The organism is Mumia sp. Pv4-285 (assembly GCF_041320275.1).
Taxonomy (GTDB): domain Bacteria; phylum Actinomycetota; class Actinomycetes; order Propionibacteriales; family Nocardioidaceae; genus Mumia; species Mumia qirimensis.
Genome location: NZ_CP162023.1, coordinates 1,630,436 through 1,656,148, shown reverse-complemented (window position 1 = coordinate 1,656,148; position 25,713 = coordinate 1,630,436). Strand labels below are relative to the sequence as shown.

Here is a 25,713-nt window from a genome sequence, read left to right as displayed (position 1 = left end):
CCGTCGCCTCATCACTTCTGCTCGGCGCCTGCGGCCAGTCGTCCGACGACGACAAGGACGCCGACAGCGCGTCGTCCGGCTCGACCACCATCACGATGTGGGTGGACGCCGAGCGCGCACCGGCTCTCAAGGACGCTGCGGCGTCCTTCAAGGAGGACAAGGGCGTCGAGGTCAAGCTCGTCATCAAGGACTTCCAGTCCGCGCGCGACGACTTCATCACGCAGGTCCCGACGGGCAAGGGCCCGGACATGATCGTCGGCCCGCACGACTGGCTCGGCAAGTTCGTCCAGAACGGCGTCGTGGCCCCCCTCGAGCTCGGCGACAAGGCCGGCGAGTTCGAGGACGCCGCGATCCAGGCGATGACGTACGAGGGCAAGACGTACGGCCTCCCCTACGCGATCGAGAACGTCGCGCTGGTCCGCAACACCGCGCTCCTCGACACGCCCGCCCAGACGATGGACGACGTGGTCGCCGCCGGCAACGGCGTCGTGAAGGCCGGCAAGGCGAAGTACCCGTTCCTCGTCGGGCTCGACCCCAAGCAGGGCGACCCCTACCACCTGTACGGCATCCAGACCTCGTACGGAGCGCCGGTCTTCGAGCGCAACGACGCCGGCGACTACGACCCGAACCAGCTCGGCCTCGGCAACCCCGGTGGTGTCGAGTTCGCGAAGGACCTCGCCACCTGGGCGAAGGCGGGCGCCCTGAACGCGAGCATCACCGGCGACATCGCCAAGGACGCGTTCAACAAGGGCCAGTCCCCGTACTTCCTGACCGGGCCCTGGAACGTCCCGGACATGCAGAAGGCCGGGCTCGACATCGCGATCGACCCCATCCCGACCGGTGGCGACGAGGCTGCGACCCCGTTCATCGGCGTCAACGGCTTCTTCATCAGCTCCAAGGCCAAGAACTCCCTCGCCGCGAGCGAGTTCGTCCTGAACTACCTCAGCACCGAGGACGCGCAGGACGCGCTGTTCGAGACCGGTGGCCGCCCGCCGGCCCTGAAGGCGTCGTTCGAGAAGGCCGCGTCGGACCCGGTCGTCGCCGCGTTCGGCGAGATCGGCAAGACCGGTGCGCCGATGCCGGCCATCCCGCAGATGGACGCGGTGTGGGCCGACTGGGGCGCCACCGAGCTCGACATCATCAAGGGCAAGGCCGACCCCGCCGCGGCCTGGCCCAAGATGGTCCAGAGCGTGCAGACGAAGGTCGCCGGCTGACCCTCTCCTGACGGCCGGGGAGCGTGACCCGCTCCCCGGCCGCACTCACGTTCCCCCCGCTTCTCCCCAGACCCTGGAGGACCCCGCCCATGACGCCCCCCGACGAAGCCCGCGGCCTGCGGGCTCGCCTGAGCCGTCCCGGTGAGACCGACGGCCTGGTCGGCATCCTGGTCAAGATCGTCCTGCTGGGTCTCGTCGACGCGGTCGCGCTGTACGCGGTCTTCGTGCTCGCCGCGCAGGAGAAGTGGGTGGTGCTCGTGGTGGCGGTCGTGCTGACCGTCGGGGTGAACGTCGTGTACCTGCGACGCGACGGGCTCCCCGCCAAGTACCTCGCGCCCGGGATCACGCTGCTGCTGGTGTTCCAGGTGTTCGTGATGGGCTACACCGGCTACATCGCGTTCACGAACGCCGGAGACGGCCACAACAGCACGAAGTCCGACGCGATCGAGTCCATCGCCACCAAGGGCCAGGAGCGCGTCCCCGACTCCCCCCAGTACCAGCTGTCGGTCCTCGAGAAGCGTGACGACCTGTGGTTCCTCGTCACCGCTCCCGACGGCACCGTCGCCCTCGGATCCTCTGACGAGCCGCTCGAGGAGGTCGACGACGCCGAGGTCGACGGCAGCGGCAAGGCGGTCGCGGTCGACGGCTACTCCCCCTTGTCGTTCGACGAGCTGCTCGCCCAGCAGGACGCGATCCTCGAGGTCGCCGTCCCGGTGTCCGACAACCCGTCCGACGGCAGCCTCCGCACCGCCGACGGCAGCACCGCGTACGAGTACCGCTCGAACCTCCGCTACGACGAGGCGGAGGACACGTTCACCGACGCCACGACGGGCGCCGTCTACCGCGACGGGGGCGACGGGTCGTTCGTGTCGGACGACGGAGAGGAGCTGGTCCCCGGCTGGAAGATCAACGTCGGCCTCGAGAACTTCCGCCGTGCGGTCGAGACGCCCCAGCTGCGCGACTCGTTGGTCTCGGTGATCGTCTGGACGTTCGTGTTCGCGACGCTCTCCGTCGCGCTGGTGTTCGGGCTCGGCCTGTTCCTCGCGATGGTCTTCAACGTCGCGAGCATGCGCGGCAAGAGGTTCTACCGGGTGATGCTGATCCTCCCGTACGCGTTCCCCGCGTTCCTGTCGGGCCTCGTCTGGTCCGGCCTGCTCAACACGGAGTTCGGCTTCGTGAACCAGGTGCTGCTCGGCGGCGCCGAGATCCCGTGGCTGACGGACCCGTGGCTCGCACGCTTCAGCGTCCTGTTCGTGAACCTCTGGCTCGGCTTCCCCTACATGTTCCTCGTCTGCACGGGCGCGCTGCAGTCCATCCCCGACGAGATGAGCGAGGCGGCGCGCATGGACGGTGCCGGCCCGTGGCGGGCGTTCCGGGCGGTGAAGCTCCCCCTGCTGCTGGTGTCGGTGGCGCCGCTGCTGATCACGACGTTCGCCTACAACTTCAACAACTTCAACGTGATCTACATGCTGACGCGCGGCGGTCCGCGCTTCGAGGACACGACGAGCGACATCGGGGCGACGGACCTGCTGATCACGATGGTCTACAAGGTCGCCTTCGGGACCGGCACCGGCCGCGACTACGGGCTCGCCAGCGCCTTGGCGATCATCATCTTCGTCGTCATCGGCGTCATTGCAGGCCTGCTCTTCCGCCGCACCAAGGCATTGGAGGACATCCACTGATGAGCACCGTCACCGCTCCGCGCCGGCGCACGTTCCGGCGTTGGTTCGCCGAGCTCGGCTGGCGGCACCTGGTCGGCATCGCCGTCACGGTCTACGCCGCGTTCCCGATCCTCTACGTGCTGTCGGCCTCGCTCGACCCGTCGGGCACGCTCGCGGGCAGCTCCCGACTCTTCAGCACGATCGACCTGAGCAACTACCACGACCTCTTCACCGACCCGTCGCGTCCGTACGGGCGGTGGTTCGTCAACACGCTCGTGGTCGGTGGCGTCACGGCGGTCGGCACGGTGTTCCTCGGCGCTCTCGCCGCGTACGCGTTCTCGCGGATGCGCTTCACGGGACGCCGCATGGGCCTGCTCTCGCTGATGCTGGTCCAGATGTTCCCGCAGATGCTCGCGGTGGTCGCCATCTTCATCCTCATGTCGACCATCGGCGACGTTTTCCCCGCGATCGGCATCGGCACGCACGCCGGGCTGATCCTCGTCTACCTCGGCGGTGCCCTCGGGGTGAACACGTACCTGATGTACGGGTTCTTCAACACGGTGCCGGTCTCGATCGACGAGGCCGCCCGGCTCGACGGCGCGAGCCACGCGCAGGTGTTCTTCGGCATCATCCTGCGGCTCGTCACGCCGATCCTCGCCGTCGTCGGCCTCCTGGCGTTCATCACCGCGACGAGCGAGTTCGTGATCGCGAGCGTGTTCCTCACCGACCCGGACCAGCAGACGCTCGCCGTCGGTCTGTTCGGCTACGTGTCGGAGCAGACGTCGACGAACTGGACGATCTTCGCCGCGGGGGCCGTGCTCGCAGCGATCCCCGTCATGGCGGTGTTCCTGGCGCTGCAGCGCTACATCGTCAACGGCCTGGTGTCGGGGTCCGTGAAGTAGCCGGCGGCGCGTCGGCGGCAGCCGGCCCGCTCGTACGCCGCACGACGACGAGATGCACGGCGACCCCGGCGACCAGTGCCCAGAACGCTGCTCCGATGCCCGCGACGGCGACGCCGCTGGCGGCGACGACGAACGTGACGACGGCCGGCTCGCGCGGCCCTTCGGCGGTGACCGCGCCGTGCAGCGCGCCGCCCAGCGTGCCGACGAGCGCGAGACCGGCCACGGCCTCGACGACGCCCGCCGGCGCGGCGACGACGACGGTCGCCAGGGCGGTCGAACCGAGCGCGATCACGAGATAGGCCCACCCGGCCGTCTGCGCGGCGATCCACCGTCGCGAGCGCTCGGGCCCGGCCTCGGGGCCCGCCGTCATCGCCGCCGTGATCGCCGCCAGGTTGATCGCGTGACCGCCGCCGGGCGCTCCGAGCACGGTGCCGAGCCCGGTGGTCGCCATCGCCGCGCGCCACGGGACCGTGAAGCCGTACGACGCCATCACGGCGACTCCCGGGACGTTCTGTGCGGCCATCGTGACGACGTACAGCGGGAGGGCGATGCCGACGACCGCCTGCCACTCGAGGGTCGGCGTGGTCCAGACGACCTGAGGCAGCAGCGGCCCGTCGACGGCGTTCCCGTGGCCAGCGAGCCAGATGCCGACGACCACCATCGTCACCGCGAAGGCAGCGGGGACGGCCCAACGCGGGGCCCGGCGCAGCAGGACGAGCCAGGTGAGGACGACTGGGGCCACCAGCCACGGGCTGGTCGTGAGCGCCCGTACCGGCTCCACGACGAGGGGCAGGAGCACGCCGGCGAGCATCGCGTGGGCGACCGGTCGCGGGATGCGGGCCACGAGGCGGCCGAGCGCCGGCCAGCCGGCGGTCGCGAGCACGAGGACGCCCGTGACGACGAAGGCGCCGACGGCAGCGGGCCACCCGCCGTCGATCGCTGCGGCACCGGCCAGCATCGCCGCGCCGGGCGTGGACCAGGCGAGGGTGATCGGCATCCGGTAGCTCCACGACAGCACGATGATCCCGACGCTCTGCGTCACGCACAGCACCAGCAGGCCGGACGCGGCCTCGGCGTCGCTCGCCCCGACCGCCTGGAGGCCCGCGAGGACGACGGCGAAGGAGCTGGTGAAGCCGACGAGCGCGGTGACGAGGCCCGTCGTGAGCGGAGTGCGTCGAGAGGCGCTCACAGCTTCTCCTTCGTGCGAGGATGAGGTGTTCCACCTACGGAACGTTCCGTATGTGGAACGATAGCCGACTCAGGGGAGGCCCAGGTGGAGGAGACCCGTACGGCTCCCGCCGACGGCGCCGGTACGCCGACGCGGGTGGGCGCCCAGGTGCGCCGGCTGCGCGAGGACCGCGGACTGAGCCAGTCCGCGCTCGCCCGCGCTGCCGGGATCGGCAAGGCTTCGCTCTCCGAGCTGGAGGCGGGCCGCCGGAACGCCACGCTGGCGACCCTCTACGCGCTCGCCGAACCCCTCGGCGTGCCCCTCGCGGCGCTCCTCGACGAGGCGATCGGAGCCGAGGTCTCCGGCAGCGGCGTCACCGCGCGCCTGGTCGACGTCGGGCACCGACCCGAGGCCACCGTCGAGACGTACGTGATGAACTTCGCGGCGGGTGAGCTGCGCCGCTCACCCTCGCACGGCGCCGGCGTCCGTGAGCACCTCGTCGTCGTCGCGGGCACGCTCCGGATCGGCCCGGACGCCGCACCCGTCGAGGTGCGGGCCGGCGAGCACGCGACCTTCGACGCGGACGTCCCGCACCACTACCTCGCGCTCGGCGGCGAAAATGCACAAGGCGTTCTGGTGATCGTCACGCCTAGACTGACCAGGTCGTGAGGCAAGCTCGTCTCACGACCGGCGAGACGAGGAGGACGCGGTGAGGTCAGGCATCGACGGCAGCGGCATCGACCCGGAGGTCCGTCCGCAGGACGACCTCTTCAGGCATGTCAACGGGACGTGGCTCGCCACCAGTGAGATCCCCGCCGACCGCGCCGTCGCCGGCTCGTTCGTCACGCTCGTCGACGAGGCCGAGGCCAACGTGCGAGCGATCGTGGAGGAGTGCCAGAGCGCGGCCGGCGATCCGACCGGCGCGTCCGTCGAGGACGAGGCCGCCAAGATCGGCGCCCTCTACACGAGCTTCATGGACACCGAGCGGGTCGAGGCGCTGGGTGCCGCTCCGCTCGCGGCCGACCTCGCCGCCGTCGACGCGGTCAGCGACCTGCACGGCGTCGTGGAGGCCATCGGCCGGCTTGAGCGCCAGAGCGCGTCGAGCGTGATCGGCATGTACGTCGGCCCCGACGCCGGCGACCCCGACCGCTACGTCGTGACCGTCGTCCAGGGCGGGCTCGGCCTGCCCGACGAGGCGTACTACCGCGAGGACCAGTTCCAGGCCGTCCGTACGGCGTACCGCGCGCACGTCGCGACCATGCTCGGCCTCGCCGGTCTCGACGAGCCCGAGATCCGGGCTGCCCGCGTGTACGCCCTCGAGGAACGGCTCGCGAAGGGCCACTGGGACCGCGTCGCGTGCCGTGACGCAGTGAAGACCTACAACCTCCTGGACGTCGACGCGCTCCAGCTCCTCACGACGGCGCTCGACTGGCGCGCGTGGGCAGCGGCCGCCCGGTTCGACATGTCGGTCCTGGCGGAGGTCGTGGTCGCCCAGCCGTCCTACCTCGAGGCGCTCTCGGAGGCGCTGCGCGAGGAGCCGGTCGAGTCCTGGCAGGACTGGCTGCGCTTCCGCCTCGTCTCGTCGGCTGCCCCGTACCTGTCGAGCGACTTCGTCGACGCGAACTTCGAGTTCTACGGTCGCACGCTGTCGGGCACCACCGAGCTGCGCGCCCGTTGGAAGCGCGGCGTCGGGTTCGCCGAGGGCGCGATCGGTGAGGGCATCGGCCGTCTCTACGTCGAGCGTCACTTCCCGCCGACCGCCGCGGCACGGATGGACGCCCTCGTCGCCAACCTCGTCGTCGCCTACCGCGACAGCATCATGGCGCTGACCTGGATGAGCGACGAGACCAAGAAGCGTGCCCTCGAGAAGCTCGCCTCCTTTGCCCCGAAGGTCGGCTACCCACTGCACTGGCGCGACTACGGCGCCCTGTCGGTCGATCCCACCGACCTGCTCGGCAACGTCCGTCGCGCCTCCGACGTCGCGACCGACCGTGAGCTCGCCAAGATCGGGCAGCCCATCGACCGCGACGAGTGGCTGATGACGCCGCAGACCGTCAACGCCTACTACAACCCGACGATGAACGAGATCGTCTTCCCGGCGGCGATCCTGCAGCCGCCGTTCTTCGACGCAGACGCCGACGACGCCGTCAACTACGGCGGCATCGGCGCGGTCATCGGTCACGAGATCGGGCACGGCTTCGACGACCAGGGCTCGCAGTACGACGGCACCGGCGCGCTGCGCAACTGGTGGACCGACGACGACCGAGCGGCGTTCGAGAAGCTGACCGGCACGCTGATCGCCCAGTACGACGCGCTCTCGCCCGACGGCGCCGACGGGCAGGCGGTCAACGGTGCGCTGACCATCGGCGAGAACATCGGCGACCTCGGCGGGCTCGGCATCGCCTACAAGGCCTACCAGCTCGCGCTGGGCGGCGAGGAGGCGCCGGTGCTCGACGGGCTCACGGGCCGGCAGCGGTTCTTCACGTCGTGGGCCCAGGTCTGGCGCGGCAAGGTTCGCCCGGCCGAGGTGGTTCGCCGCCTCACCGTCGATCCTCACTCCCCGCCGGAGTTCCGGTGCAACCAGGTCGTCCGCAACCTCGACGCCTTCCACGACACCTTCGGGGTGACGCCGGACGACGCGATGTGGCTGGAGCCCGATCAGCGTGTGACGATCTGGTGACCACCGACGTCTACACCGCCGACCGGGTAGCCGGGATCCAGCGTCGTACCATCGGGGTCCTCGCGTCCGCGCAGGTCGTCGGCGGCATCGGCGCAGGGGCCGCGCTGTCGGTCGGCGCACTCCTCGTCAAGGACGTCTCCGGGTCCTCGGCCGTCGCCGGGCTCGCGACGACGATGCTCACGCTCGGCGCCGCGCTGCTGGCCGTCCCGCTCGCCGCGCTCGCGTCGTCCCGCGGCCGCCGCACCAGTCTCTCGACGGGGTGGTTGATCGCGTCGTTCGGCGCCGTCGTCGTCGTCGGAGGAGCCCAGCTCGACGCGACGTGGCTGGTGCTGATCGGCCTCTTCGTCGTCGGCGCCAACAGCGCGACGAACTTCCAGTCCCGCTACGCGGCGACCGACCTCGCCGAGCCGATGCACGTCGGTCGGGCGCTCTCGCTCGTCGTGTGGGCGACGACGATCGGCTCGGTGATCGGGCCCAACCTCACCGACCTCGGCGCGCGCACCGCTCAAGCCCTCGGGATCCCCGACCTCGCCGGTCCCTTCGTGTTCGCGGCGGTCGGCTTCGTCCTGACGGCGACGTTGATGGCCGTGATGCTCAACCCGGACCCACTGCGGGTCGCCCGGACGATCCGGCCAGCCTCGCAGGGCGAGGCACCCCGGCGCTCGCGGATGCGGGACGCGTGGCCGGTCCTCCGGACGAACGCCGCTGCCCGCACCGGCGTCGTCACCGTCGCCGGGGCCCACGCCGTCATGGTGGCCGTGATGGCGATGACCCCGGTCCACATGGAGGACCACGGCGCGACGCTCACCGTGATCGGCCTCACCATCAGCCTGCACATCGCCGGCATGTTCGCCCTCGCACCCGTGATGGGCATCCTCACGGACCGGTGGGGCCGCGGCCGTACGATCACGCTCGGCCAGGCCACCCTGCTGCTCGCCACGCTCGTCGCCGGCACGGCAGGCGAGTCGGAGGTCCGGATCATCGTCGGTCTGGTCCTTCTCGGGCTCGGCTGGTCGGCGTCCATCATCGCCGGCTCCTCCTTGGTCGCCCAGTCCGTCGAGCCCGACACGCGCCCCGCCGTGCAGGGCGCGTCCGACATGGTGATGAACCTCGCGGGGGCGATGGGCGGCCTGCTCGCCGGCGTCATCGTGAGCGTGTGGGGGTTCGGGCCCCTCAACGTGGTGGCCGCGTTCCTCACGGTGCCCGCGATCCGCATGGTGATGGCAGGGCGGCACCGGCTCCCTCGCTGAACGGCACGTCGTGGTTTCGGCGCAACGGGGGTGCAACCCTTGTCGCGTTCGCGGACGGTGACCTACGGTCGTCGTATGCCACGGGGGTGGCCTGAGCGCTCGGGGGAGCTGATGAAGAAGTACATGCCGTGGGGACCTTCACCGGCGATGGGCCACTACACCTACTGGCCGCAGGCCGAGGTCTGGGAGTTCTCGGAGGGGATGTACTCGATCCTCGGGATCCCGGAGTCGACGACGGTCACGACGGAGCTCGTGCGACGCCACCAGCACCCGGACGACGCGGGCCGCACAGAGATCGCCTTCGCGCTGCGCGACCTGAGCAAGCCGAGCGACTACAGCTACCCGCACCGCATCGTCGACTCGCTCGGGCTCGTCCACGAGGTCGTCGTGGTCGGACGGGTCGTCCCCGACGGCGGCAGGCTCGGTGTACGGGTCGACGGCTTCCTCGTCGACCTCAGCGACGTCGGTGGCCACCCCGCCCAGAGCGCGCCGATGGTTCCGGTCGAGTTCGACGCCTCCGACCTCGTGATCACCCCGTGCGCGCACTGTCCGCAGTGGTGGGCCGAGATCGTCCCGTCGGGCGGGATCCAGGTCGTGCGCGAGTGGCACGGGCCGTACTGTCCCGAGGCACTGCGGTGGTCGGTGCAGGAGCCCCCGATGTTGGCGCGCGGGGTCTACTGACCCTGGTGCTACGGTGGCGGCCGTGTCCGACTCGTCCACCGTGCGCCCCACCCACCCGACGCTCGCCGAGTACCGCGCGATCGCGCAGCCGCCCGAGGTGCGCTCCCGCCGCAGCGCCGAGCACTGGGTCGCCGACGTCTACCTGCGCGACATCTCGCCGTACCTGAGCCGCCCACTCGTACGCCTCGGGCTGAGCGCGAACGCGGTCACCGGACTCATGATCCTCAGCGGGTGGGCGGCCGCCGGCTCGCTGCTGATCCCCGGTCTGGTCGGCGCCCTCCTCGCGGTGTTCTTCGGCCAGCTGCAGATGCTGCTCGACTGCGCCGACGGTGAGGTCGCCCGCTGGCGCGGGACGTTCTCGCCGGCTGGGACCTTCCTCGACAAGATCGGGCACTACACGGCGGAGTCGCTGATCCCCATCGCGTTGGGCGTGCGCGCCGCAGGCGGGTTCGGCGACCTCGACGGACACTACGGCTGGACGACGCTCGGCGCTCTGCTCGCCGTGCTGATCCTCCACAACAAGGCGCTCAACGACTTCGTCCACGTCTCGCGCACGTTCTCGGGGCTGCCTCGCCTCGCCGACAGCGCTGAGACCGCCGCGCCGCGACCGGGTCTCGTCGCGAGGTTGCGCCGCGTCGCGCGGTTCATCCCCTTCCACCGGCTCTACCACTCCGTCGAGCTGACGCTGCTGGCGCTCGTCGCGGCGATCGTCGACATCGTGGCCGGCTCGGCGTGGGGCGGCCTCGCCGGGACCCGCACGCTGCTGGTGGTGCTGCTCCCCCTGGCGCTGCTCGCCGTCATCGGCCACTTCGTGACGATCCTCGCCTCGTCCCGCCTTCGCGCCTAGGATCGGCGACGTGCACCGGTTGAGAGGGATGGCCAGGATCGTCTCGCGGGCGAGCAGGCAGGTCCGCAACCGGCTCGAGCGGAGCACGTTCGCCTCCCGCTGCAACTCCGACCCGCGTGCGCTCGCCGCTCCGGTCGCGGTGTACTTCGCCGACGGGCCCGAGAACCTCTACCAGCTCCGTCAGTGGGACCGAGTCCTGACGGCGCTCCCGTGGCCCGTCGTCGTCGTCGTTTCGCGGCCCGACACCGGACGCCGCGTGCTCGCCGAGACGTCCCTCCCCGTCTTCTTCGCACCAGGATCGACCTACCTCGAGGACCTGCTCGCCCGCGGCGCCGTCAAGACCGTGCTCTACCTGAACCACCTCCCCCTGAACTTCCGGATGCTGCGGTTCGCCGCGCCGGTCCACGTCCACCTCGGCCACGGTGAGAGCGACAAGGACTCCAGCGTCACCAACCAGAACAAGGCGTACGACCGGGTGCTGGTCGCCGGCCCGGCCGCGCGCGAGCGCGTGGCCGGAGCGCTGCGGGGATTCGACGACGCGGTGCACGTCCGTGAGGTGGGTCGTCCACAGCTCGACCTCGCGTATCCCGGCGCACCGGAGTGGGCGGACGACGGCACGACCCGCGTCCTGTACGCGCCGACGTGGGAGGGCGACCGCGCGAGCATGGCGTACGGCTCGGTGGCATCGCACGGAGTTGCACTCGTGTCGTCGTTGGTGAGCGACCCGCGCTACCGCGTCGTCTACCGTCCGCACCCGCGCGCGGGGGTCCAGGACCCTGCCTACGCGGCGGCCGACCGGCGGATCCGAGCGCTGCTCGCCGAGCACGGCGACCGGCACATCGTCGACACCGGCCCGTACGGGTGGCAGTGGGCGTTCGCCGACGTGTGCGTCACCGATCTGTCGTCGGTGGCCTACGACTGGCTCGCGACGGCGAAGCCGATGCTGGTCACAGTGCCGACCGAGCCGCGGGCCACGCTACCGCCGTCGCGTCTGCTCGAGGAGGTTCCCCGCCTGCACGCGGCCGACGCCCCGCGTGCGGCGACGCTCCTCGACGCCAACTGGCCACGCGAGCGCATGCTCGCGCTGTCGGAGCACTACTTCGGCGACATGTCCGCCGGTGCGAGCACCCGGCGCTTCGTCGGTGCGCTCGAAGAGGCGCTCAGGATCGCGGACGAGCCGATCGGACCAGCTTCCGCAGCTTCGGCGTGATGCGGTCGCCGAGGTCGCGCGGGCGGCGCGCTGCCCCGACCGGCTCTCCCACGAGGGGCGGGAAGGACTTGCGGGCGACCCGCTGGTCGAACGCCTCGGCGCCGGCCGCCTGACCCGGTTCGAACACGTGGGACAGTCCGTGGGCGTGGAGGAAGGCCGCATAGCGCTCGAAGCGCTCGGCGTGACCCGAGACCATCGGCCCCCAGTCCGCGGCCTCGTGCAGCTCGACGGCGTCGACCCCGTCGAACGGGACGTCGATCCTGCGGTGCGGGATCTCGTGGTAGCGCGCCAGCTCGAGCGTGCGGGCGTCGTGGGTGAGCACGTACGCCGGGGTGCCGGCCAGCAGTGCCGCGATGTTGCCGTGGATCCGGGTGCCGTAGGAGAACGGGTACGCGGACAGCGCTTCGAGCCACCGCGTCACATCCGTCGGGAAACGCGTCCGTCCGCCGGCGATCAGGGGGTGGTCCGGGTGGACGGGCAGCCGCTCGTCGGCGCCCCTGCGGCGGCTCGTGCCCTCCAGGAGGAGGCGGAGCGTGTCGATGTCCTGGCCGAAGTAGACGAGCCCGGGGTAGCGGGCGACCTGGTCCTCGACCACGGGCGCCATCTGCGCGAGGTACGGCGACAGGTTGAACGCGATGGGCCCGTCCGGATCGAGGCGCGGCTCCGTCCGACGCAGCGGGAGCCGGTCGCCGTGGAGGAACATCGACGGGCAGCCGATGACCTCGACGTGCTCGGGCCCGAAGCCGAGCCCGGCGAGGTAGTCGGCGGTCCGCTCGCCGCGGACGCCGATCGACGGCGAGTGGTCGAGCACGGCGCGCACGAACCGGGTGACGGCATCGGCGACCTGCCGCGGTGCTGCGACTCCTTCGTCGACCGCCGACTGGACGCCGACGCCGACCACGGTGACCGGCACCGAGAGCTTCTCGATGGTCTCGGTGATCGCGTCGAGGTTCGGCAGGAAGCGCTTGCGGAACGCGTTCGCGAGCGGGATGACGACGTGGTCGTACTTCTCGTCGATCTCCTCGGTGCCGAGCGTACGGGCTCGGTTGAGCCGTGCCACGTCGATCGTCGTGCCGGGCACCGACAGGGTGCGCTGGACCGAGTAGCTGAAGACGAGGTTGCCGACGTTGTTGCCGATGAGGTTGCGCGCGAGCACTCGTCCGGCCGACGGTGCGGTGAAGGGGCTCTTGTGAGCCCGGAGCAGCAAGCGCGTCACAAATGTCTCCTAAGATAATCGACTAACTCAAGAGGAAGCCTAGCCCCCATGCTCCATGGAGCGTCACCATGGCCGCCGGGAGACGCCGTCGAGCCTGCGGATCAAGGTCGCGTCCCTCCCAGAGAGCCGCTGCACCGACGCCCACGAGATAGCCGGCCGGAACGGCGAGACCAAGCATCAGCCACGGCGTCGTGAACGCACCGACCGCGCCGGCAGCGAGGCCGAGCGTGCTGCCCACCACCACGGCCGGCGGTGCGAGGTAGCGGACGGAGGCCGTCTCGGGGTGCCGCTTGATCACTCGACGGCGCCAACCGCCGGTGCGGTACTGCTGCGTGGCGAACGCCTTCCACGTCTCCCGCGGCCGGTAGGTGACGGCGACGTCCGGGAGGAACCACACCGTCTCCCCCGTCTCACGCAGCCGGTGGTTCAGCTCCCAGTCCTGGGCTCGCACGAAGTGCTCGTCGTAGCCGCCGACCTTCTGGAGAGCGTCACGACGGAACGCCCCGAGGTACACGGTCGGCTGCGGACCCGCCTCTCCTCCCGTGTGGAACGCGGCACCGCCGATGCCGAACCGCGACGACATCGCGCGCGCCACGGCGCGCCCGAAGGGACTCAGACCCTCAGGCGACATGCGGCCACCGACGTTCGCGGCGCCGGTGTCCGCGAGGGCCGAGACGATGCGGGCCAGGTAGTCCGGCGGGAACAGTGCGTGCCCGTCGGCTCGCACCAGGTAGTCGTGCGAGGCAGCCGCGACCGCGGCGTTCAGCCCGTGCGGGGTCAACCCGCTCGGGTTGTCGACGATCGTGACCGTCGGGTGCGTCGACGCGAGCCCGTCGGCGATCTCTCGGGTCCTGTCCTCCGACGGGCCGACCGCCACGACGACCTCGATCACCCCGACGTACTCCTGGGCGAGGATGCGTTCGACGCACTCGGCCAGGTCACGCTCCTCGTTGCGGACGGTCATGAAGACCGAGACCGGAGGCATCGAGCCCGTGCTGTCGGTCGTCATCGCAGTCCCTCGTCGAGCGGGCCGACGTCGATCAGGCGTCGGGCGGCGGTCAGGAAGCCGTCGGCGTACGCACCCTGCGCGAAGTCACCGAGGTAGTAGGCACGGGTACGGGCGCGCTCCTCGGCCAGCGGGTCGGCGCCGAGCATCGCGTCGAGCGCGTCGTCGAGGTTGGCGAGGTTGCCCTCGACCACGTACGCCGCCCGCGCGGCCGGCGCCTCCGCGCACAGCTGCTCCGGCGTGCGTCCCACCGAGACCATCGCGTACGGCTTGCCCGACTGGAGGTAGTCGGACACGACGGCCGACACGTCGGCGACCATGGCGTCGGAGGCGTTGAAGCAGTCCACGACGGACATCGCGACCTCTGCCGCGTCGCCCCACACGTGCTGTCGGCCGGTGCGGGCGCGGTCGCCGTCCAGCAGCGCACCGATCCGCGCGATCGTCCGGGTGGCGTCGGGGAACCGGTAGTTGAACGGGTGCGACCGGAACACCACTCGGGCGCCTCGGGCCAGCAGCGCCGCGACGATCTCCTCGCCGCGCGGCAGCGAGTAGACCTCGGAGTCGGCGTACGGGCCGCGCCAGGTCGGTGCGTACAGGACGGTTCGGTCCTCGAGCGAGTCGATCGGCCCGCGCGCCGGGACGATGTCCTCGACCTGCGGACGGCCGACGATCTCGAACTTCTCCCGAGGGATGTCGACGCCGTGGCGCGCGTACCGGTCGACACCGGCCTGGCCGGCCGCGAAGATCCGGTCGTAGATCGCGTGCACCGGGTTGTAGCAGGCCGGCTTCTCCGAGTCGCCGTGGTTCAGCCAGACGTGGACCATCTGGCGTCGCTCGATGAAGTGCGTGTTGTTGGGAGCGTTGTTGACGTAGAACGCCGCCCGCATGCTCGGGACGACGACCTCCTGCAGGCTCCGGATGCTCGGTCGGTGGACGATCGGCGCCGAGGTGATCCCCTCGATCGTGCGGAACATCGTGAGGTTGCGGGTGACCACCACGAACGGCCGCCCGAGACGCTCGAAGTACGGCATCCACATGCCGAGCTGGTAGGGCGCGCCGATGTTCGAACCGAAGTAGACCGCGAACTCGGGCGCGTGGTCCTCCAGCGTCGCGTACAGCCGGTCCTCGGCGTCGACGCAGCGGTGGACGCGCGTCAGGCCCACCACCAGCGACACGAGAGTCGTGGCGGCGACCGCCGCCGCCACGGCCACGAGCACAGCGGCCCAGCCGGCTGCACCGCAGATCCACAACGCCACGACCGCGAGGACGTTGATCACGCCGACCGTCCCTCGCGAGACGACCTCGCGGACCTCGACCCTCAACGTCGGCAGGTTGCGGGCCTCGAGACCGACCCGCTCCCAGTTCTCGAACACCGTGGACTCGGCTGCTGTCGCTGCCGCGACGGCGGCTACGGCGGCGGCGACCGCCCACGACGGCCCGTGCCAGTCGAACCACCCGACCACGAGGGCGAGCAGCAGGAGGATGCGTGAGATCTGGAGCGTGCCGGCGATCTGGGCGTACTGGGGATTGCCCGGACGGGCGCGCCGGTGCAGGGGGACGAACAGCGCCATCGCGACGAGCGTGACGACGAAGGGAAGCGTGGCGGAGGACCCGACCAGCGTCGCCACGAACACGAGCAGCGCCAGGCCGCCCGTCACGACGTCGCGCGCGGCGACGGCCAGCTCGCGCCGGATGGCGCCCAGCGTGAGGCGTCCGCCCCCGTCCTCGGTGTCGGCCTCCGCCGTCGACTCGTCCGCCGCATGCTCCCGCGGCGCGTCGATGATCGCTCGGGCGCGGTCGACGAACACGTCGGCGTAGCCGTCCGCCGCGAAGTCGCCCAGGTAGTCGGTGCGCACGGCACGACGATCGAGCGCGAGCGGGTCGGCGCCCAGCAGAGGGTCGAGCGCAGCGTCCAGGTTGGCGGCGTCGCCCTCGATCACGTACGCGGCGGAGGCGATCGGGTAGTGCGCGACGAAGTCCGGGCCGGTCTCCGTCATGGCGGTCATCGCGAACGGCTTGCCCGAGAACAGCCAGTCGACCACGACGCTCGAGACGTCCGACACCATCGCGTCAGCGGCGTTGATGCAGTCGAAGATCGACATCGCCTTCTCGGCCCGCTCGCCGTACACGTGCTGCCGCCCGGTCCGGTCGGCGTCCTCACGCAGCAGCTGGTGGATCGTACGGATGGTGTCCGCGTCGGTCTCGAAGCGGTAGCTGAACGGATGTGGCCGGAAGACGACGGTCGCCCCGCGGGCCAACAGCCCGCGGACGATCGCGACGCCGATCGGGAGCGAGTGGTAGGCGGTCTCGTCGACGTGTCCGCGCCAGGTCGGCGCGTACAGGACTGTCGGGTCGGCCGGCACGGGACCGTCGACACGGTGGACACCCTCGACCTGCGGTCGGCCGACGATGTCGAACGTCGAGCGTGGGATCGCGACGCCGTGCGCGGCGTACCGGCGGACAGCCGCCTCGCCGGCCGCGAAGATGCGGTCGTACATCGCGTGCGTCGGGTTGTACGAGGTGGGCTTGTCCGAGTCGCCGTGGCCCAGGAACACGTGGGTGATCTGGTTGTGACGGACGAAGATGCTGTTGCCGGACGACGCGTTCACGTAGAACGCCGTCGTGAGCGAGGGCACGACCACGTCGTCGAGGTCACGCGAGCCCCGACGGACGACGATCGGGAGATCGGTGTGCTCGGCGAGGAGCTCGGCCGGGAAGTTGTGCCGCGCCACGATGAGCAGACGGCGCTCGGTCCGTTGGAGGTACGGCAGCCACATCGTCACCTGGTGGGTGCCGTCCTCCGGCCACGCGGTGTAGACGACCGCCTCGGGGGCGTACCGGGTCACAGCACCGGCCAGCTCGGCCTCGATCCTTCGGCCGGCGCGCATCCTGACGGCGGCGTTGATGCCCATGATCACGTCGGGGACCGCGGCCACGAGCGTCACCGCCGCCCACCACGCGACGGGGAGCCCGAGCCCGGCGGCGATCGCGCCGAACGCGAGGGCGCCGAGGTGGGCTCCCGTGGCCGCACCCTCGAGGTCGATCTGCTTCGGCGCCTGGGACAGGCCCGGGACGTTCGAGACGAAGGTGACGCGGTACTGGCGGGCCTGGCCGAGCACCGGCTCCAGGACGACGATGCCGATGCTGATCAGCGCGGCGAGCGACGCGAGCCACACCGACGAGTCGCTCCACGCCACGAAGCAGACGGTCACGGCCGCGCCGACACCGCCACGGACGGGGCCGTCGTGCCCGAGAAGGACGAGATCCTCGGTCAACGGGAGGTCGTCCCTGCGCGTGAACCGCCACGCGTCCACGGCGAGGGCGGCGAGCGCCACGAGCAGCACGGCCACGACGACGGCCTCCACCACGCCCGTCAGCGCCGCAGCCGTGGCCAGGACGACCGTGGCGGCCGTCCCGATCTGCGTCGCGGCATCGCCCCCGCGAGCCGCCGTGACGCGTCCCGCCTCCGGCGGCGCCAGCCCCGGGTCAGCCATTCGTGATCGCCGCGGGACCGCTCTCGCGTCGGATGTCGACGACGTGGCCGGTCTGGGACGAGAGGAGCACGTCGAGGGACTGCCGAGCGACCTCGTCGGACGAGAGCAGCGTGCCTGCCGGCTCGTCGCCGAAAGCCTTCGTACGCATCGGGGTCCCGGTGCGCTCCGGGTTCACGCAGTTGACGCGGACCGACCCGGCCCACTCGTCGGCGAGCGCCTGGGTCAGGTTGACGACGGCTGCCTTCGCCGACGAGTAGAGCGAGTAGCCCGAGCGTCCGCGCGTGTAGGACGACGAGGTGAACAGGAGGAGCGAGCCGGAGGTCTCGGCCAGGTGCGGGTAGAACTCCTGGGCGATGAAGATCGGGCCGAGGTAGTTGACCTCGGTGGCGTTGTAGATGGTCTCCTCGCTCGTCTCCGACAGCGGCGCGATCGGGAGGACACCGGCGGTGTTGACCACGTAGTCGACGCGGCCGGTCTTCGCGAGCACCGTCTCCGCCGCGGCGCGGATGTCACCGCGCCGCTCGACGTGGGTCTCGGTCGCCGAGCGCGAGAACGAGAACACGTTGGCTCCCGCCCGCTCGGCGACGGCGGCGATGTCGCCGCCGATCCCGTACGACCCGCCGAACACCACGACGGTCTTGCCCTCCAGCGCCGCGACCTGCTCGGCCTCGCTCAGCGCGGCCGGACGCTCGGCCGACGCCAGCTGGAAGAGCTTGTCGGCGATGTAGACGTCGATCGGCTCCGTGACCTTCATGTTGCGCTCGTGACCGTCGACGACGGTGATCGGCACGCTCGGGTTGTAGCGCAGGACCACGGTGCAGTCGTCGGTCGCGACGAAGTCGGGGTCCTTGTCGGCCTCCGCGTACGCGGCGCGGATCACCGACAGGCGGAACGCCTGCGGCGTCTGCCCCCGCCGCAGCAGGTGGCGAGGGAGGACGTCGGCGATCGTGCCGGAGTCCTCGTGCACCTGGACGATGGTGTCGGCGGACGGGATGACCGTGTCGACGGCCTCGTAGTCGTCGAGCGCCGCCACGACGTCCTCGAGGATCGTCTGCGACAGGAGCGGGCGGACGGCGTCGTGGAGGAGGACGTTGCACTCCTCGTCGCCGAGAGCGGCGAGAGCGCGCTGGGTGGTCGCGTTGCGGGTGTCGGCACCCTCGAGGATCTGGGTGACCTTGTCGTACCCGCCGGTGCGGACGATGGCACGGACGGGGTCGAGGTGACCCGGCGTCATCAAGACGATGATCTCGTCGATGAGAGGGGATGCCTGCATGACTGCGATGGTGTGCTCGATGATCGGCTTCCCGGCGATCTTGATCAGCTGCTTCGGGATCGAGAGGCCCACCCGGGTCCCGACACCGCCGGCGAGCACGACGGCCACGTTTCGCATCCTAGTCACGACCTAGAGGGTAACTTGTCGGACGTGACACGAGCCTGAGGGTGCTCGCGGATCTGCTTGATCGCGCGCGTACAGTGGGCGTGCTGAGCGGGGGTCCGTCCCCGGAGCGGGACGGGATTCCGGACGAAAGGGACCGATGGTCGACTCGAGCTACACGCGTTCGCCCTTGGCGCGAATTCGTGCCATCTGGGGCGCACGCAAGATCCTCCTTCTCCTCATCCGCCGGGATCTGAAGGTCCGTTACGCCAACTCCGTCCTCGGATACGTCTGGACGGTGCTCGACCCGCTGCTGATGAGCCTCGTCTACTGGGCGATTTTCAGTCTGCTGTTTCCCAGGGACGTCCCCGGAGACGACCCCTACATCGTCTTCCTGCTGGCTGGCATGCTCCCGTGGCAGTGGTTCAACAGCTCCGTGTCGCAGGCCTCCAAGGCGCTGAGGAGCTCGTCGCGCCTGGTGAGGTCGACCAACCTGCCGCGCGAGATCTGGGTCCTGCGGGTCGTGGCGTCCAACGGCGTGGAGTTCCTGCTCGCCCTTCCCGTGCTCGCGGGCTTCCTCCTTGCGACTCAGACCCCGCTGCACTGGAACATGCTGATCACCTTCCCCCTCGCCATGCTGATCATGGCTGTTCTGCTGGCAGGCGTCGGGCTGGGGCTGAGCGTCCTCACCGTCCTCGTGCCCGACCTCCAGCGACTCGTCGCCATCTTCCTGAGGCTCTTCTTCTACGCCTCCCCCGTCCTCTACTCCGTCACTCGGCTGCCCGAGGACCTCCGGTGGGTCTACGTCGCGAACCCGGTCGCGGACATCCTCCAGCTGTTCCGGGCAGGGATCTATCCGCACTACCTCGAGTGGTGGCACGTCGGCTATGCGGCCGCGATGTCGCTCCTGGTCCTCGCCGTCGGCTGGTGGCTGTTCGCTCGGCTCGAGCGCACTGTCCTCAAGGAGCTCTGACATGACCGAACCCATCATCTCCGTGCAGAACGTGTCGGTCCGGTTCCACCGCTCGCGCCGGCATCGCAGTGTCCGCGACCTGATCTTCAAGGGCCAGTCCGGCGTTCGCGCCGGCGAGTTCTTCGGCCTCCGCCACATCTCGTTCGACGTGCAGCCGGGAGAGGCGATCGGCGTCGTCGGCCGCAACGGCCAGGGCAAGTCGACCCTGCTCAAGACCATCGCCGGCGTTCTGATCCCGGACGAAGGCCGAGTGGTCGTCAACGGTGGCGTCGCGCCGCTCATCGAGATCACCGGCGGCTTCGTCGGTGACCTGACGGTCCGCGACAACATCTACCTGGCCGCCGGGCTGCACGGCATGAGCAAGAAGGAGATCGCCGCGTCCTTCGACGAGATCGTCGAGTTCGCCGAGATCGAGGACTTCGTCGACACGCCCTACAAGCACCTGTCGTCCGGCATGAAGGTGCGCGTGGCGTTCAGCGTGGTCTCGCGTCTGGACGAGCCGATCCTGCTGGTCGACGAGGTCCTCGCCGTCGGTGACCGCGCGTTCCGGGAGAAGTGCTTCGAGCGGATCGACGAGATGCTGTCCAACGGCCGCACGCTGTTCATGGTGTCGCACAGCGAGGCCAACCTGACGCGCTTCTGCAGCCGTGGCCTCTACCTGCGTGAGGGGCAGCTGATCCTCGACGGTCCGATCCAGGACGTCGTCGACCAGTACTTCAGCGACTCCGGCGACGAGGCCGCCCTCCGTCGCCGCCACGAGCGCCGGATGCGCCGCATGCGCAAGCTGGGCCTGCTGTCCGACGACGACGAGGAAGACGACGAGGAAGACGGCCTCCGTACGGTCGTCTGACCGCGAGCCACCCTGTCAGACGACAGGTGGCCGCCCGCGGCGCGTCATCGCGAGCACCGTGCGCCACCGCATCGGCCGACGCGGTCCCGGATCCGTACGCCACCCCTCGCGCCACCCCGCGAACCAAGGTCGGAGGGACCGGCGCCCGTCTGCTGACCGGACACCGCGCGCCACGGCGACGGCCGTCCAGGTGGCGACGTACGCCCAGCTGAAGGGCCACCGCAGGTTCCTGCGCGCGAGCCACACCCGGTTGCGGGCGTTCAGCCGGAAGTAGTAGGCGTGCCGCGCCGGATCGATCGCGGGATGCTCGCACCGCAGGTCACCGCGGTACCAGACCTCGTAGCCGGCGTCCCACACCCGCCACGCGAGCTCGATGCCCTCGTGGGCGTAGAAGAACTCGTCGCCCCATCCTCCGGCCGCCTCGAAGGCGGCACGGCGCACGACCAGGACGCCTTCCCACAGCGAGAACGCGGGCGACGACCGCCTCGGATCGCCCTTGCGCATCCGCGGGATCCACCGGGTGGGTGCGTCCTCCCCCGGGCTCTCGACCCTCGGCTGGACGACGCCGAGCCGCGGGTCGGCGGCGAAGAGCTCGGCGGCGCGGCGCAGGAAGTCCGCGTCGGGGAGGCGCGCGTCGTCGTCGACGAACAGGAGCAGGTCGCCCGAGACGTGGGGCACGCCGGCGTTGCGTCCGGCGGGGATGCCGAGGTTCTCCGGCAGGGCGACGGCGGCGGCACCATCGGGGATCCCGGTCGGTGCCCAACCGTTGCCGACGCACACGACGTCGACGTCGACGTCGTCCTGCGCGAGGACCGACTCGATGGCAGCCGTGAGGTCCTCAGGACGCTTGCCCTGGGTGAGGACGACGACTCCGACTCGGGGGCGTACGCGGGCGCTGGTCACGCGAGCCACCGTATCGTCCGGCCCACGCGCACCCGGCGTCCCGGTCAGGAGGCGACGGCGTCGTCGCTCACCGACACGAGATGGTTCGCGGGGACGACGTCGACCAGCAGCTCGCGGCCCTTCACCACGATGCGCCCGGCGGTGTGCAGCAGGCGGTAGCGGCCGGCGCGCCCACGGTTCATCTCCACCAGCTGCGGCCGCTCGGTCCGGGAAGGACGCAGGCGCGCACGCCACGACGGCCGCCAGGAGCGCACGCGGGCGTCGGCGAAGGTCAGGACGACCCGCACCGGGACGTCGGCGACGGGCGAGATGTCGGCCGGGAGGAGAAGCGTCACGACCATGACCGGCTCCGAGCCCGACTGGAACGAGACGTGACCGAGCCGGGCGCCGGGCAGGCTGGCGAGGACGTCTCCCGGCCACAGCCCGTACCCGCGCGCCCGGTCGGACAACGTCACCGGCCTGCGCATGCCCGCATCACAGCACATCGACCTGCCCGAGTCTCGGTGCCACGCGGTGTCACCGTCCGGCGAGCATGTCCTCGAAGGACGTGGTCAGCGCGAACGGGTCGGCGGGGGCCGACGACTGCCGCGACGCCACCAGGTCTGCGAGCTCGGCACCCGCGCGCCTGACTCGCGCCTGGAGCGCTCCGCTGACGCCGTCCACACCGCCCCAGTCCTCCGACGCCGCGAACACGGCCGTCGGGACGATTACGGCACGCAGGTAGGCGAACATCGGACGCAGCGCGTGCTCGAGTGCGAGCGAGTGACGGGCGGTGCCCGCCGTCGCTGCGACCAGCACGGGCTTACCGGCGAGAGCGTCCTTCTCGAGCACGTCGAAGAAGGACTTGAACAGGCCCGAGTACGACGCGGTGAAGATCGGCGTGACGACGACCAGCCCATCGGCGGCGACGACGTCGTCGACCACCGACTGGAGCCCGGCCGGGGCGAACCCGGTCAGCATCGCATCGGTGATCTCGTGCGCGTGCTCACGCAGCTCGTGCACCGTCACCTCGGCGTCGACACCCCTGGTCATCAGGTCGTCGCGGACGGCCTGGGCCAGGCGGTCGGCCAGCAGCCGGGTGGACGACGGCTGGCTCAGACCCGCACTGACGACGGCGATCCTTCGGGTGGTCATGCGGACACCTCTTCGGCGATGGTCTGCTCGGGCGAGCGTCCGGTGACGTCGTCACCCTGGGCGTGGACGGTGGCGTCGTGCCCGCCGCCGGCGGCGGCGACCAGGGACGCGTGGGTCGGGGCGTCGGGCACGTGGTCCGGCTTGAGCGCGGCGAACTCCTTGCGGAGGACCGGCACGACCTCCTCGCCGAGGATGTCGAGCTGCTCGAGCACCGTCTTCAGCGGCAGGCCGGCGTGGTCCATCAGCCAGAGCTGACGCTGGTAGTCGCCGACGTAGTCGCGGAACCCGAGCGTCCGCTCGATGACCTGCTGAGGGCTGCCGACGGTGAGCGGGGTCTCGCGGGTGAAGTCCTCGAGGCTGGGCCCGTGCCCGTACACCGGTGCGTTGTCGAAGTACGGCCGGAACTCGTTGACCGCGTCCTGGCTGTTCTTGCGCATGAAGACCTGGCCGCCGAGGCCGACGATGGCCTGGTCGGCGCTGCCGTGGCCGTAGTGCTCGAAGCGCTGGCGGTAGAAGGCGATCATCCGCTCGGTGTGGCTGGCCGGCCAGAAGATGTGGTTCGAGAAGAACCCGTCACCGTAGTAGGCGGCCTGCTCGGCGATCTCGGGGCTGCGGATCGATCCGTGCCAGACGAACGGCGCGACGCCGTCCAGGGGCCGCGGGGTGGAGGTGAAGCCCTGGAGGGGCGTACGGAACTTGCCCTCCCAGTCGACGACGTCCTCGGTCCACAGGCGCCGCAGGAGGTGGTAGTTCTCGATCGCGAGCTCGATGCCGTCCCGGATGTCACGACCGAACCACGGGTAGACCGGGCCGGTGTTGCCGCGCCCCATCATGAGGTCGTTGCGACCGTCCGACAGGTGCTGCAGCGTGGCGTAGTCCTCCGCGATCCGGACCGGGTCGGTCGTCGTGATCAGCGTCGTCGACGTCGAGAGGATGATCCGCTCGGTCTGGGCGGCGATGTAGGCGAGCGTGGTGGTGGGGGCGGACGGGATGAAGGGCGGGTTGTGGTGCTGGCCGGTCGCGAAGACGTCCAGACCCACCTCTTCGGCCTTCTTGGCGATCTCGACGGTCGCCTTGATCCGCTCGTGCTCCGTCGGCGTACGACCCGTGGTGGGGTCGGTCGTGACGTCACCGACGGTGAAGATCCCGAACTGCATCTCTGCCTTCTCTCCGACCGCGTCTGCGATCACTGGATCAAACTAGTACACCCTTCAACTATCTGCACGGGAGGGCTATTCCCAGCGGCACCGAGCCCCGCGATGTCGGTCGCCACCCTTAACGTGGCAGCCATGAGTGTCGAACCCACCCTCGAGGCCCTCCGTTCCCTGCTGCTCGACCACGTCGACCGGATCGACGAGCTGGTCGACACCCTCACGGACGACCTGCCGACTCCGATCGGCACCTATCGGCCGGACCCGCAGTCCAACACCGTGTGCTGGTTGCTGTGGCACCAGGCTCGGGTGCTCGACGACCACGGCTCGGACCTGACCGGCGCACCGCAGGCCTGGACGGCAGGCGGGTGGTTCGACCGGCTCGGTCTTCCCTTCCCGGTCTCGGCCACCGGCTACGGCCAGTCCGCCGACGAGGCCGGCGAGGTGGTCGTCAGCGGCTCGCACCTCGCCGGCTATCACCACGACGTGACCGACCGCCTCCGCGACTACGTCCGCGGGCTCGACGTCGACGAGCTCGCCCGCGTCGTCGACACGCGCTGGGACCCGCCCGTCACGGCGTCCGTCCGGATCGTCAGCATGCTCGACGACAGCATCCAGCATCTCGGGCAGGCCTCGTACGTCCGAGGCCTCGCCGAGCGCGCTGGGCTCGGATAGTCAGGCGGTCTCGATCAGCACGATCGGGTCCGACGTCGGCTCCTCCGACCCTCCGGCCGGCTCGATGCTGATCGCTACCGCCGTGACTCCGGAGACGTCGTCCATGACGTGCGCCGCGCGGGACTCCTGCTCGTCGCGTGGCAGCACGCCTGCACTGTGCATGGTCCCGTCGCTCTGGGTCCACATCTGGTAGTCCTCGTCCTCGTCCAGCCGGGGAAGGTCCGAGACGACCATCACGGCCTTGGCGAGATCGGCAGACTGCACGACGCGGACCGTCCCGCCGCCCTCGACCGGCGACGACACCATCGCCGCGTCGGGAGCGGCCAGGACGGCGGCGATCGCCTCCTGCTGCGCTACGGACTCATCCGCCCGGTCGCGCTGCGTCACGCCGAACACCGCAGACCCCACGATGAGCGCGAGGGCCGCAGCCACCAGCAGCGCTCGCGTCATCCGACGAGCACGCGGGTGCCCGGCGAGGTCGACGACGACCGGACGCTCCTGCGGGGTGCGGGCGACGGCGTCGAGAACCGCGCGACGCAGGTGCTCGGGCACCAGCACCTCCTCGGCGGCGCCGAGACGGGCCGCCGTCGCACGGAAGCCATGGACCTCCTCGGCGCAGTCGGAGCACTCGGCGAGGTGAGCCTCGTACGCGTCACGCTCCGTCGGGTCGAGGGCGTCGAGCGCGTACGCGCCCGAGAGGTTGTGCGGATCGCTGGTCATGCCGTCACCCCCAGGCAGTCGCGGAGACGGATGAGACCGTCCCGAAGTCGTGTCTTGACCGTTGCCGGGTTCGCGCCGAGGATCGACGCCGTCTCGGCGTAGGTGTGTCCCTGGTAGTAGGCCAGGCCGACCGCCTCCCGCTGGAGCTCGGTCAAGGTCTCGAGGCAGCGTCGTACGGCCTGGTGCTCGAGGCGCACGGTGACCTCGTCGGCGACCTGGTCGTACGCCGGTCCTCCCGACCAGTCGTAGCGCTGGTCGCGGTCCGCCGCCGCCTGGTCGTGGCGTACGGCGTCGACCGCGCGGCGGTGCGCCAGCGTGAGCACCCAGGTCTTGGGACGGCCGCGTGCCGCATCGAAGCGGGGGGCTTTCTGCCAGACCTGGAGGAACACCTCCTGGGTCACCTCCTCGGCCCGGACGGGGTCGCGGACGACCCGGCGTACGAGGCCGAAGACGGTCCCGGCGAGCGCGTCGTAGACCGCGCCGAACGCCTGCTCGTCACCACGTGCGACGCGAGCCATCAGCGGCTCGAGCGCGTCCTCGATCGGCGGGCCGCCGTCGTGGGCCTCCATGCGTCGACCGCGCTCCGGACCTGGCATCGCTGCT

Annotated in this window: 23 protein-coding genes; 12 read left to right on the top strand and 11 right to left on the bottom strand. The window is 70.6% G+C overall.

The features are described 5' to 3' along the window. The first annotated feature begins 95 nt into the window (after positions 1-95). From AB3M34_RS08010 to AB3M34_RS08000, 3 genes are all read left to right on the top strand, one after another. Complete coding sequence (locus tag AB3M34_RS08010; RefSeq protein WP_370619972.1) at positions 96-1,214, top strand: sugar ABC transporter substrate-binding protein; 1,119 nt, start codon at positions 96-98, stop codon at positions 1,212-1,214. 89 nt (positions 1,215-1,303) lie between these two features. Next, a complete protein-coding gene (locus AB3M34_RS08005) occupies positions 1,304-2,896 on the top strand; it encodes an ABC transporter permease subunit (RefSeq protein ID WP_370618837.1) in 1,593 nt (530 codons plus the stop codon). Further along, positions 2,896-3,777, top strand: a complete 882-nt coding sequence (locus tag AB3M34_RS08000) for a sugar ABC transporter permease (RefSeq protein WP_370618835.1) — start codon at positions 2,896-2,898, stop codon at positions 3,775-3,777. The genes AB3M34_RS08005 and AB3M34_RS08000 overlap by 1 nt, the downstream gene beginning before the upstream one ends. Here AB3M34_RS08000 and AB3M34_RS07995 read toward each other — a convergent pair. After that, a complete protein-coding gene (locus AB3M34_RS07995; RefSeq protein ID WP_370618833.1) occupies positions 3,746-4,966 on the bottom strand; it encodes a benzoate/H(+) symporter BenE family transporter in 1,221 nt (406 codons plus the stop codon). The genes AB3M34_RS08000 and AB3M34_RS07995 overlap by 32 nt on opposite strands. 84 nt (positions 4,967-5,050) lie before the next feature. Here AB3M34_RS07995 and AB3M34_RS07990 point away from each other — a divergent pair, with 84 nt between their 5' ends. The 6 genes from AB3M34_RS07990 to AB3M34_RS07965 all read left to right on the top strand — a co-directional run bounded on the left by AB3M34_RS07990 (position 5,051) and on the right by AB3M34_RS07965 (position 11,613). Then, positions 5,051-5,614, top strand: coding sequence for a helix-turn-helix domain-containing protein (locus AB3M34_RS07990; protein ID WP_370618831.1), 564 nt, complete (start codon positions 5,051-5,053; stop codon positions 5,612-5,614). Between the two features lie 40 nt (positions 5,615-5,654). After that, complete coding sequence (locus tag AB3M34_RS07985; protein WP_370618829.1) at positions 5,655-7,625, top strand: M13 family metallopeptidase; 1,971 nt, start codon at positions 5,655-5,657, stop codon at positions 7,623-7,625. After that, the gene (locus tag AB3M34_RS07980) at positions 7,622-8,875 is read left to right on the top strand and encodes an MFS transporter (protein WP_370618827.1); all 1,254 of its coding nucleotides are present in this window, start codon (positions 7,622-7,624) and stop codon (positions 8,873-8,875) included. The genes AB3M34_RS07985 and AB3M34_RS07980 overlap by 4 nt, the downstream gene beginning before the upstream one ends. Before the next feature lie 75 nt (positions 8,876-8,950). Beyond that, entirely contained in the window at positions 8,951-9,556 is a 606-nt protein-coding gene (locus AB3M34_RS07975) for a hypothetical protein (protein ID WP_370618826.1), read from the top strand. Positions 9,557-9,578: 22 nt separating this feature from the next. After that, positions 9,579-10,403 (top strand): CDP-alcohol phosphatidyltransferase family protein, encoded by an 825-nt coding sequence (locus tag AB3M34_RS07970; protein ID WP_370618824.1) that lies wholly within the window; start codon positions 9,579-9,581, stop codon positions 10,401-10,403. A gap of 10 nt (positions 10,404-10,413) precedes the next feature. Next, positions 10,414-11,613, top strand: coding sequence for a CDP-glycerol glycerophosphotransferase family protein (locus AB3M34_RS07965; RefSeq protein WP_370618822.1), 1,200 nt, complete (start codon positions 10,414-10,416; stop codon positions 11,611-11,613). On the opposite strand, the gene AB3M34_RS07960 is transcribed toward AB3M34_RS07965, so the two are convergent. The 4 genes from AB3M34_RS07960 to AB3M34_RS07945 are packed head-to-tail and all read right to left on the bottom strand — an operon-like array spanning position 11,564 to position 18,719. Beyond that, positions 11,564-12,829, bottom strand: coding sequence for a polysaccharide pyruvyl transferase family protein (locus tag AB3M34_RS07960; RefSeq protein ID WP_370618820.1), 1,266 nt, complete (start codon positions 12,827-12,829; stop codon positions 11,564-11,566). The genes AB3M34_RS07965 and AB3M34_RS07960 overlap by 50 nt on opposite strands. Positions 12,830-12,851: 22 nt before the next feature. Continuing rightward, positions 12,852-13,838 (bottom strand): glycosyltransferase family 2 protein, encoded by a 987-nt coding sequence (locus tag AB3M34_RS07955; RefSeq protein ID WP_370618818.1) that lies wholly within the window; start codon positions 13,836-13,838, stop codon positions 12,852-12,854. Beyond that, positions 13,835-17,329, bottom strand: a complete 3,495-nt coding sequence (locus tag AB3M34_RS07950; protein WP_370618816.1) for a CDP-glycerol glycerophosphotransferase family protein — start codon at positions 17,327-17,329, stop codon at positions 13,835-13,837. Before AB3M34_RS07950 ends, AB3M34_RS07955 begins: the two co-directional genes overlap by 4 nt. Next, the gene (locus AB3M34_RS07945) at positions 17,322-18,719 is read right to left on the bottom strand and encodes an SDR family NAD(P)-dependent oxidoreductase (RefSeq protein WP_370619970.1); all 1,398 of its coding nucleotides are present in this window, start codon (positions 18,717-18,719) and stop codon (positions 17,322-17,324) included. Before AB3M34_RS07945 ends, AB3M34_RS07950 begins: the two co-directional genes overlap by 8 nt. Before the next feature lie 145 nt (positions 18,720-18,864). Between AB3M34_RS07945 and AB3M34_RS07940 the strand changes: the two genes are divergently transcribed. Together AB3M34_RS07940 and AB3M34_RS07935 are read left to right on the top strand one after the other, a co-directional pair. Next, positions 18,865-19,677: an ABC transporter permease gene (locus tag AB3M34_RS07940; protein WP_370618814.1), complete on the top strand. Its 813-nt coding sequence runs from the start codon at positions 18,865-18,867 to the stop codon at positions 19,675-19,677. Between the two features lies 1 nt (position 19,678). Continuing rightward, positions 19,679-20,527, top strand: a complete 849-nt coding sequence (locus AB3M34_RS07935; protein WP_370618812.1) for an ABC transporter ATP-binding protein — start codon at positions 19,679-19,681, stop codon at positions 20,525-20,527. A gap of 15 nt (positions 20,528-20,542) precedes the next feature. On the opposite strand, the gene AB3M34_RS07930 is transcribed toward AB3M34_RS07935, so the two are convergent. The 4 genes from AB3M34_RS07930 to AB3M34_RS07915 are packed head-to-tail and all read right to left on the bottom strand — an operon-like array spanning position 20,543 to position 23,721. Beyond that, entirely contained in the window at positions 20,543-21,430 is an 888-nt protein-coding gene (locus tag AB3M34_RS07930) for a glycosyltransferase family 2 protein (protein ID WP_370618810.1), read from the bottom strand. A 44-nt stretch (positions 21,431-21,474) separates the two neighbouring features. Continuing rightward, positions 21,475-21,897: a hypothetical protein gene (locus AB3M34_RS07925; protein WP_370618808.1), complete on the bottom strand. Its 423-nt coding sequence runs from the start codon at positions 21,895-21,897 to the stop codon at positions 21,475-21,477. 49 nt (positions 21,898-21,946) lie between these two features. Further along, on the bottom strand, positions 21,947-22,564 hold the full coding sequence (locus AB3M34_RS07920) for an FMN reductase (protein WP_370618807.1): 618 nt from the start codon (positions 22,562-22,564) through the stop codon (positions 21,947-21,949). Next, positions 22,561-23,721: an LLM class flavin-dependent oxidoreductase gene (locus tag AB3M34_RS07915; protein ID WP_370619969.1), complete on the bottom strand. Its 1,161-nt coding sequence runs from the start codon at positions 23,719-23,721 to the stop codon at positions 22,561-22,563. The genes AB3M34_RS07920 and AB3M34_RS07915 overlap by 4 nt, the downstream gene beginning before the upstream one ends. Positions 23,722-23,853: 132 nt before the next feature. On the opposite strand from AB3M34_RS07915, the gene AB3M34_RS07910 reads away from it, so the two are divergent. Beyond that, complete coding sequence (locus tag AB3M34_RS07910) at positions 23,854-24,390, top strand: mycothiol transferase (protein ID WP_370618805.1); 537 nt, start codon at positions 23,854-23,856, stop codon at positions 24,388-24,390. On the opposite strand, the gene AB3M34_RS07905 is transcribed toward AB3M34_RS07910, so the two are convergent. Continuing rightward, positions 24,391-25,110, bottom strand: a complete 720-nt coding sequence (locus AB3M34_RS07905) for an anti-sigma factor (protein WP_370618803.1) — start codon at positions 25,108-25,110, stop codon at positions 24,391-24,393. After that, a complete protein-coding gene (gene sigK / locus AB3M34_RS07900) occupies positions 25,107-25,706 on the bottom strand; it encodes an ECF RNA polymerase sigma factor SigK (protein WP_370618802.1) in 600 nt (199 codons plus the stop codon). The genes AB3M34_RS07905 and sigK overlap by 4 nt, the downstream gene beginning before the upstream one ends. Positions 25,707-25,713 lie beyond the last annotated feature (7 nt).

What these genes read in the sequence shown, in the direction of transcription:
- AB3M34_RS08010 (WP_370619972.1), top strand. Translation starts at nt 96, where the DNA reads ATGTGGGTGGACGCCGAGCGCGCACCGGCTCTCAAGGACGCTGCGGCG.
- AB3M34_RS08005 (WP_370618837.1), top strand. Translation starts at nt 1,304, where the DNA reads ATGACGCCCCCCGACGAAGCCCGCGGCCTGCGGGCTCGCCTGAGCCGT.
- AB3M34_RS08000 (WP_370618835.1), top strand. Translation starts at nt 2,896, where the DNA reads ATGAGCACCGTCACCGCTCCGCGCCGGCGCACGTTCCGGCGTTGGTTC.
- AB3M34_RS07975 (WP_370618826.1), top strand. Translation starts at nt 8,951, where the DNA reads ATGCCACGGGGGTGGCCTGAGCGCTCGGGGGAGCTGATGAAGAAGTAC.
- AB3M34_RS07955 (WP_370618818.1), bottom strand. Translation starts at nt 13,838, where the DNA reads ATGACGACCGACAGCACGGGCTCGATGCCTCCGGTCTCGGTCTTCATG.
- AB3M34_RS07950 (WP_370618816.1), bottom strand. Translation starts at nt 17,329, where the DNA reads ATGGCTGACCCGGGGCTGGCGCCGCCGGAGGCGGGACGCGTCACGGCG.
- AB3M34_RS07945 (WP_370619970.1), bottom strand. Translation starts at nt 18,719, where the DNA reads ATGCGAAACGTGGCCGTCGTGCTCGCCGGCGGTGTCGGGACCCGGGTG.
- AB3M34_RS07940 (WP_370618814.1), top strand. Translation starts at nt 18,865, where the DNA reads ATGGTCGACTCGAGCTACACGCGTTCGCCCTTGGCGCGAATTCGTGCC.
- AB3M34_RS07935 (WP_370618812.1), top strand. Translation starts at nt 19,679, where the DNA reads ATGACCGAACCCATCATCTCCGTGCAGAACGTGTCGGTCCGGTTCCAC.
- AB3M34_RS07925 (WP_370618808.1), bottom strand. Translation starts at nt 21,897, where the DNA reads ATGCGCAGGCCGGTGACGTTGTCCGACCGGGCGCGCGGGTACGGGCTG.
- AB3M34_RS07920 (WP_370618807.1), bottom strand. Translation starts at nt 22,564, where the DNA reads ATGACCACCCGAAGGATCGCCGTCGTCAGTGCGGGTCTGAGCCAGCCG.
- AB3M34_RS07915 (WP_370619969.1), bottom strand. Translation starts at nt 23,721, where the DNA reads ATGCAGTTCGGGATCTTCACCGTCGGTGACGTCACGACCGACCCCACC.
- AB3M34_RS07910 (WP_370618805.1), top strand. Translation starts at nt 23,854, where the DNA reads ATGAGTGTCGAACCCACCCTCGAGGCCCTCCGTTCCCTGCTGCTCGAC.
- AB3M34_RS07905 (WP_370618803.1), bottom strand. Translation starts at nt 25,110, where the DNA reads ATGACCAGCGATCCGCACAACCTCTCGGGCGCGTACGCGCTCGACGCC.
- sigK (WP_370618802.1), bottom strand. Translation starts at nt 25,706, where the DNA reads ATGCCAGGTCCGGAGCGCGGTCGACGCATGGAGGCCCACGACGGCGGC.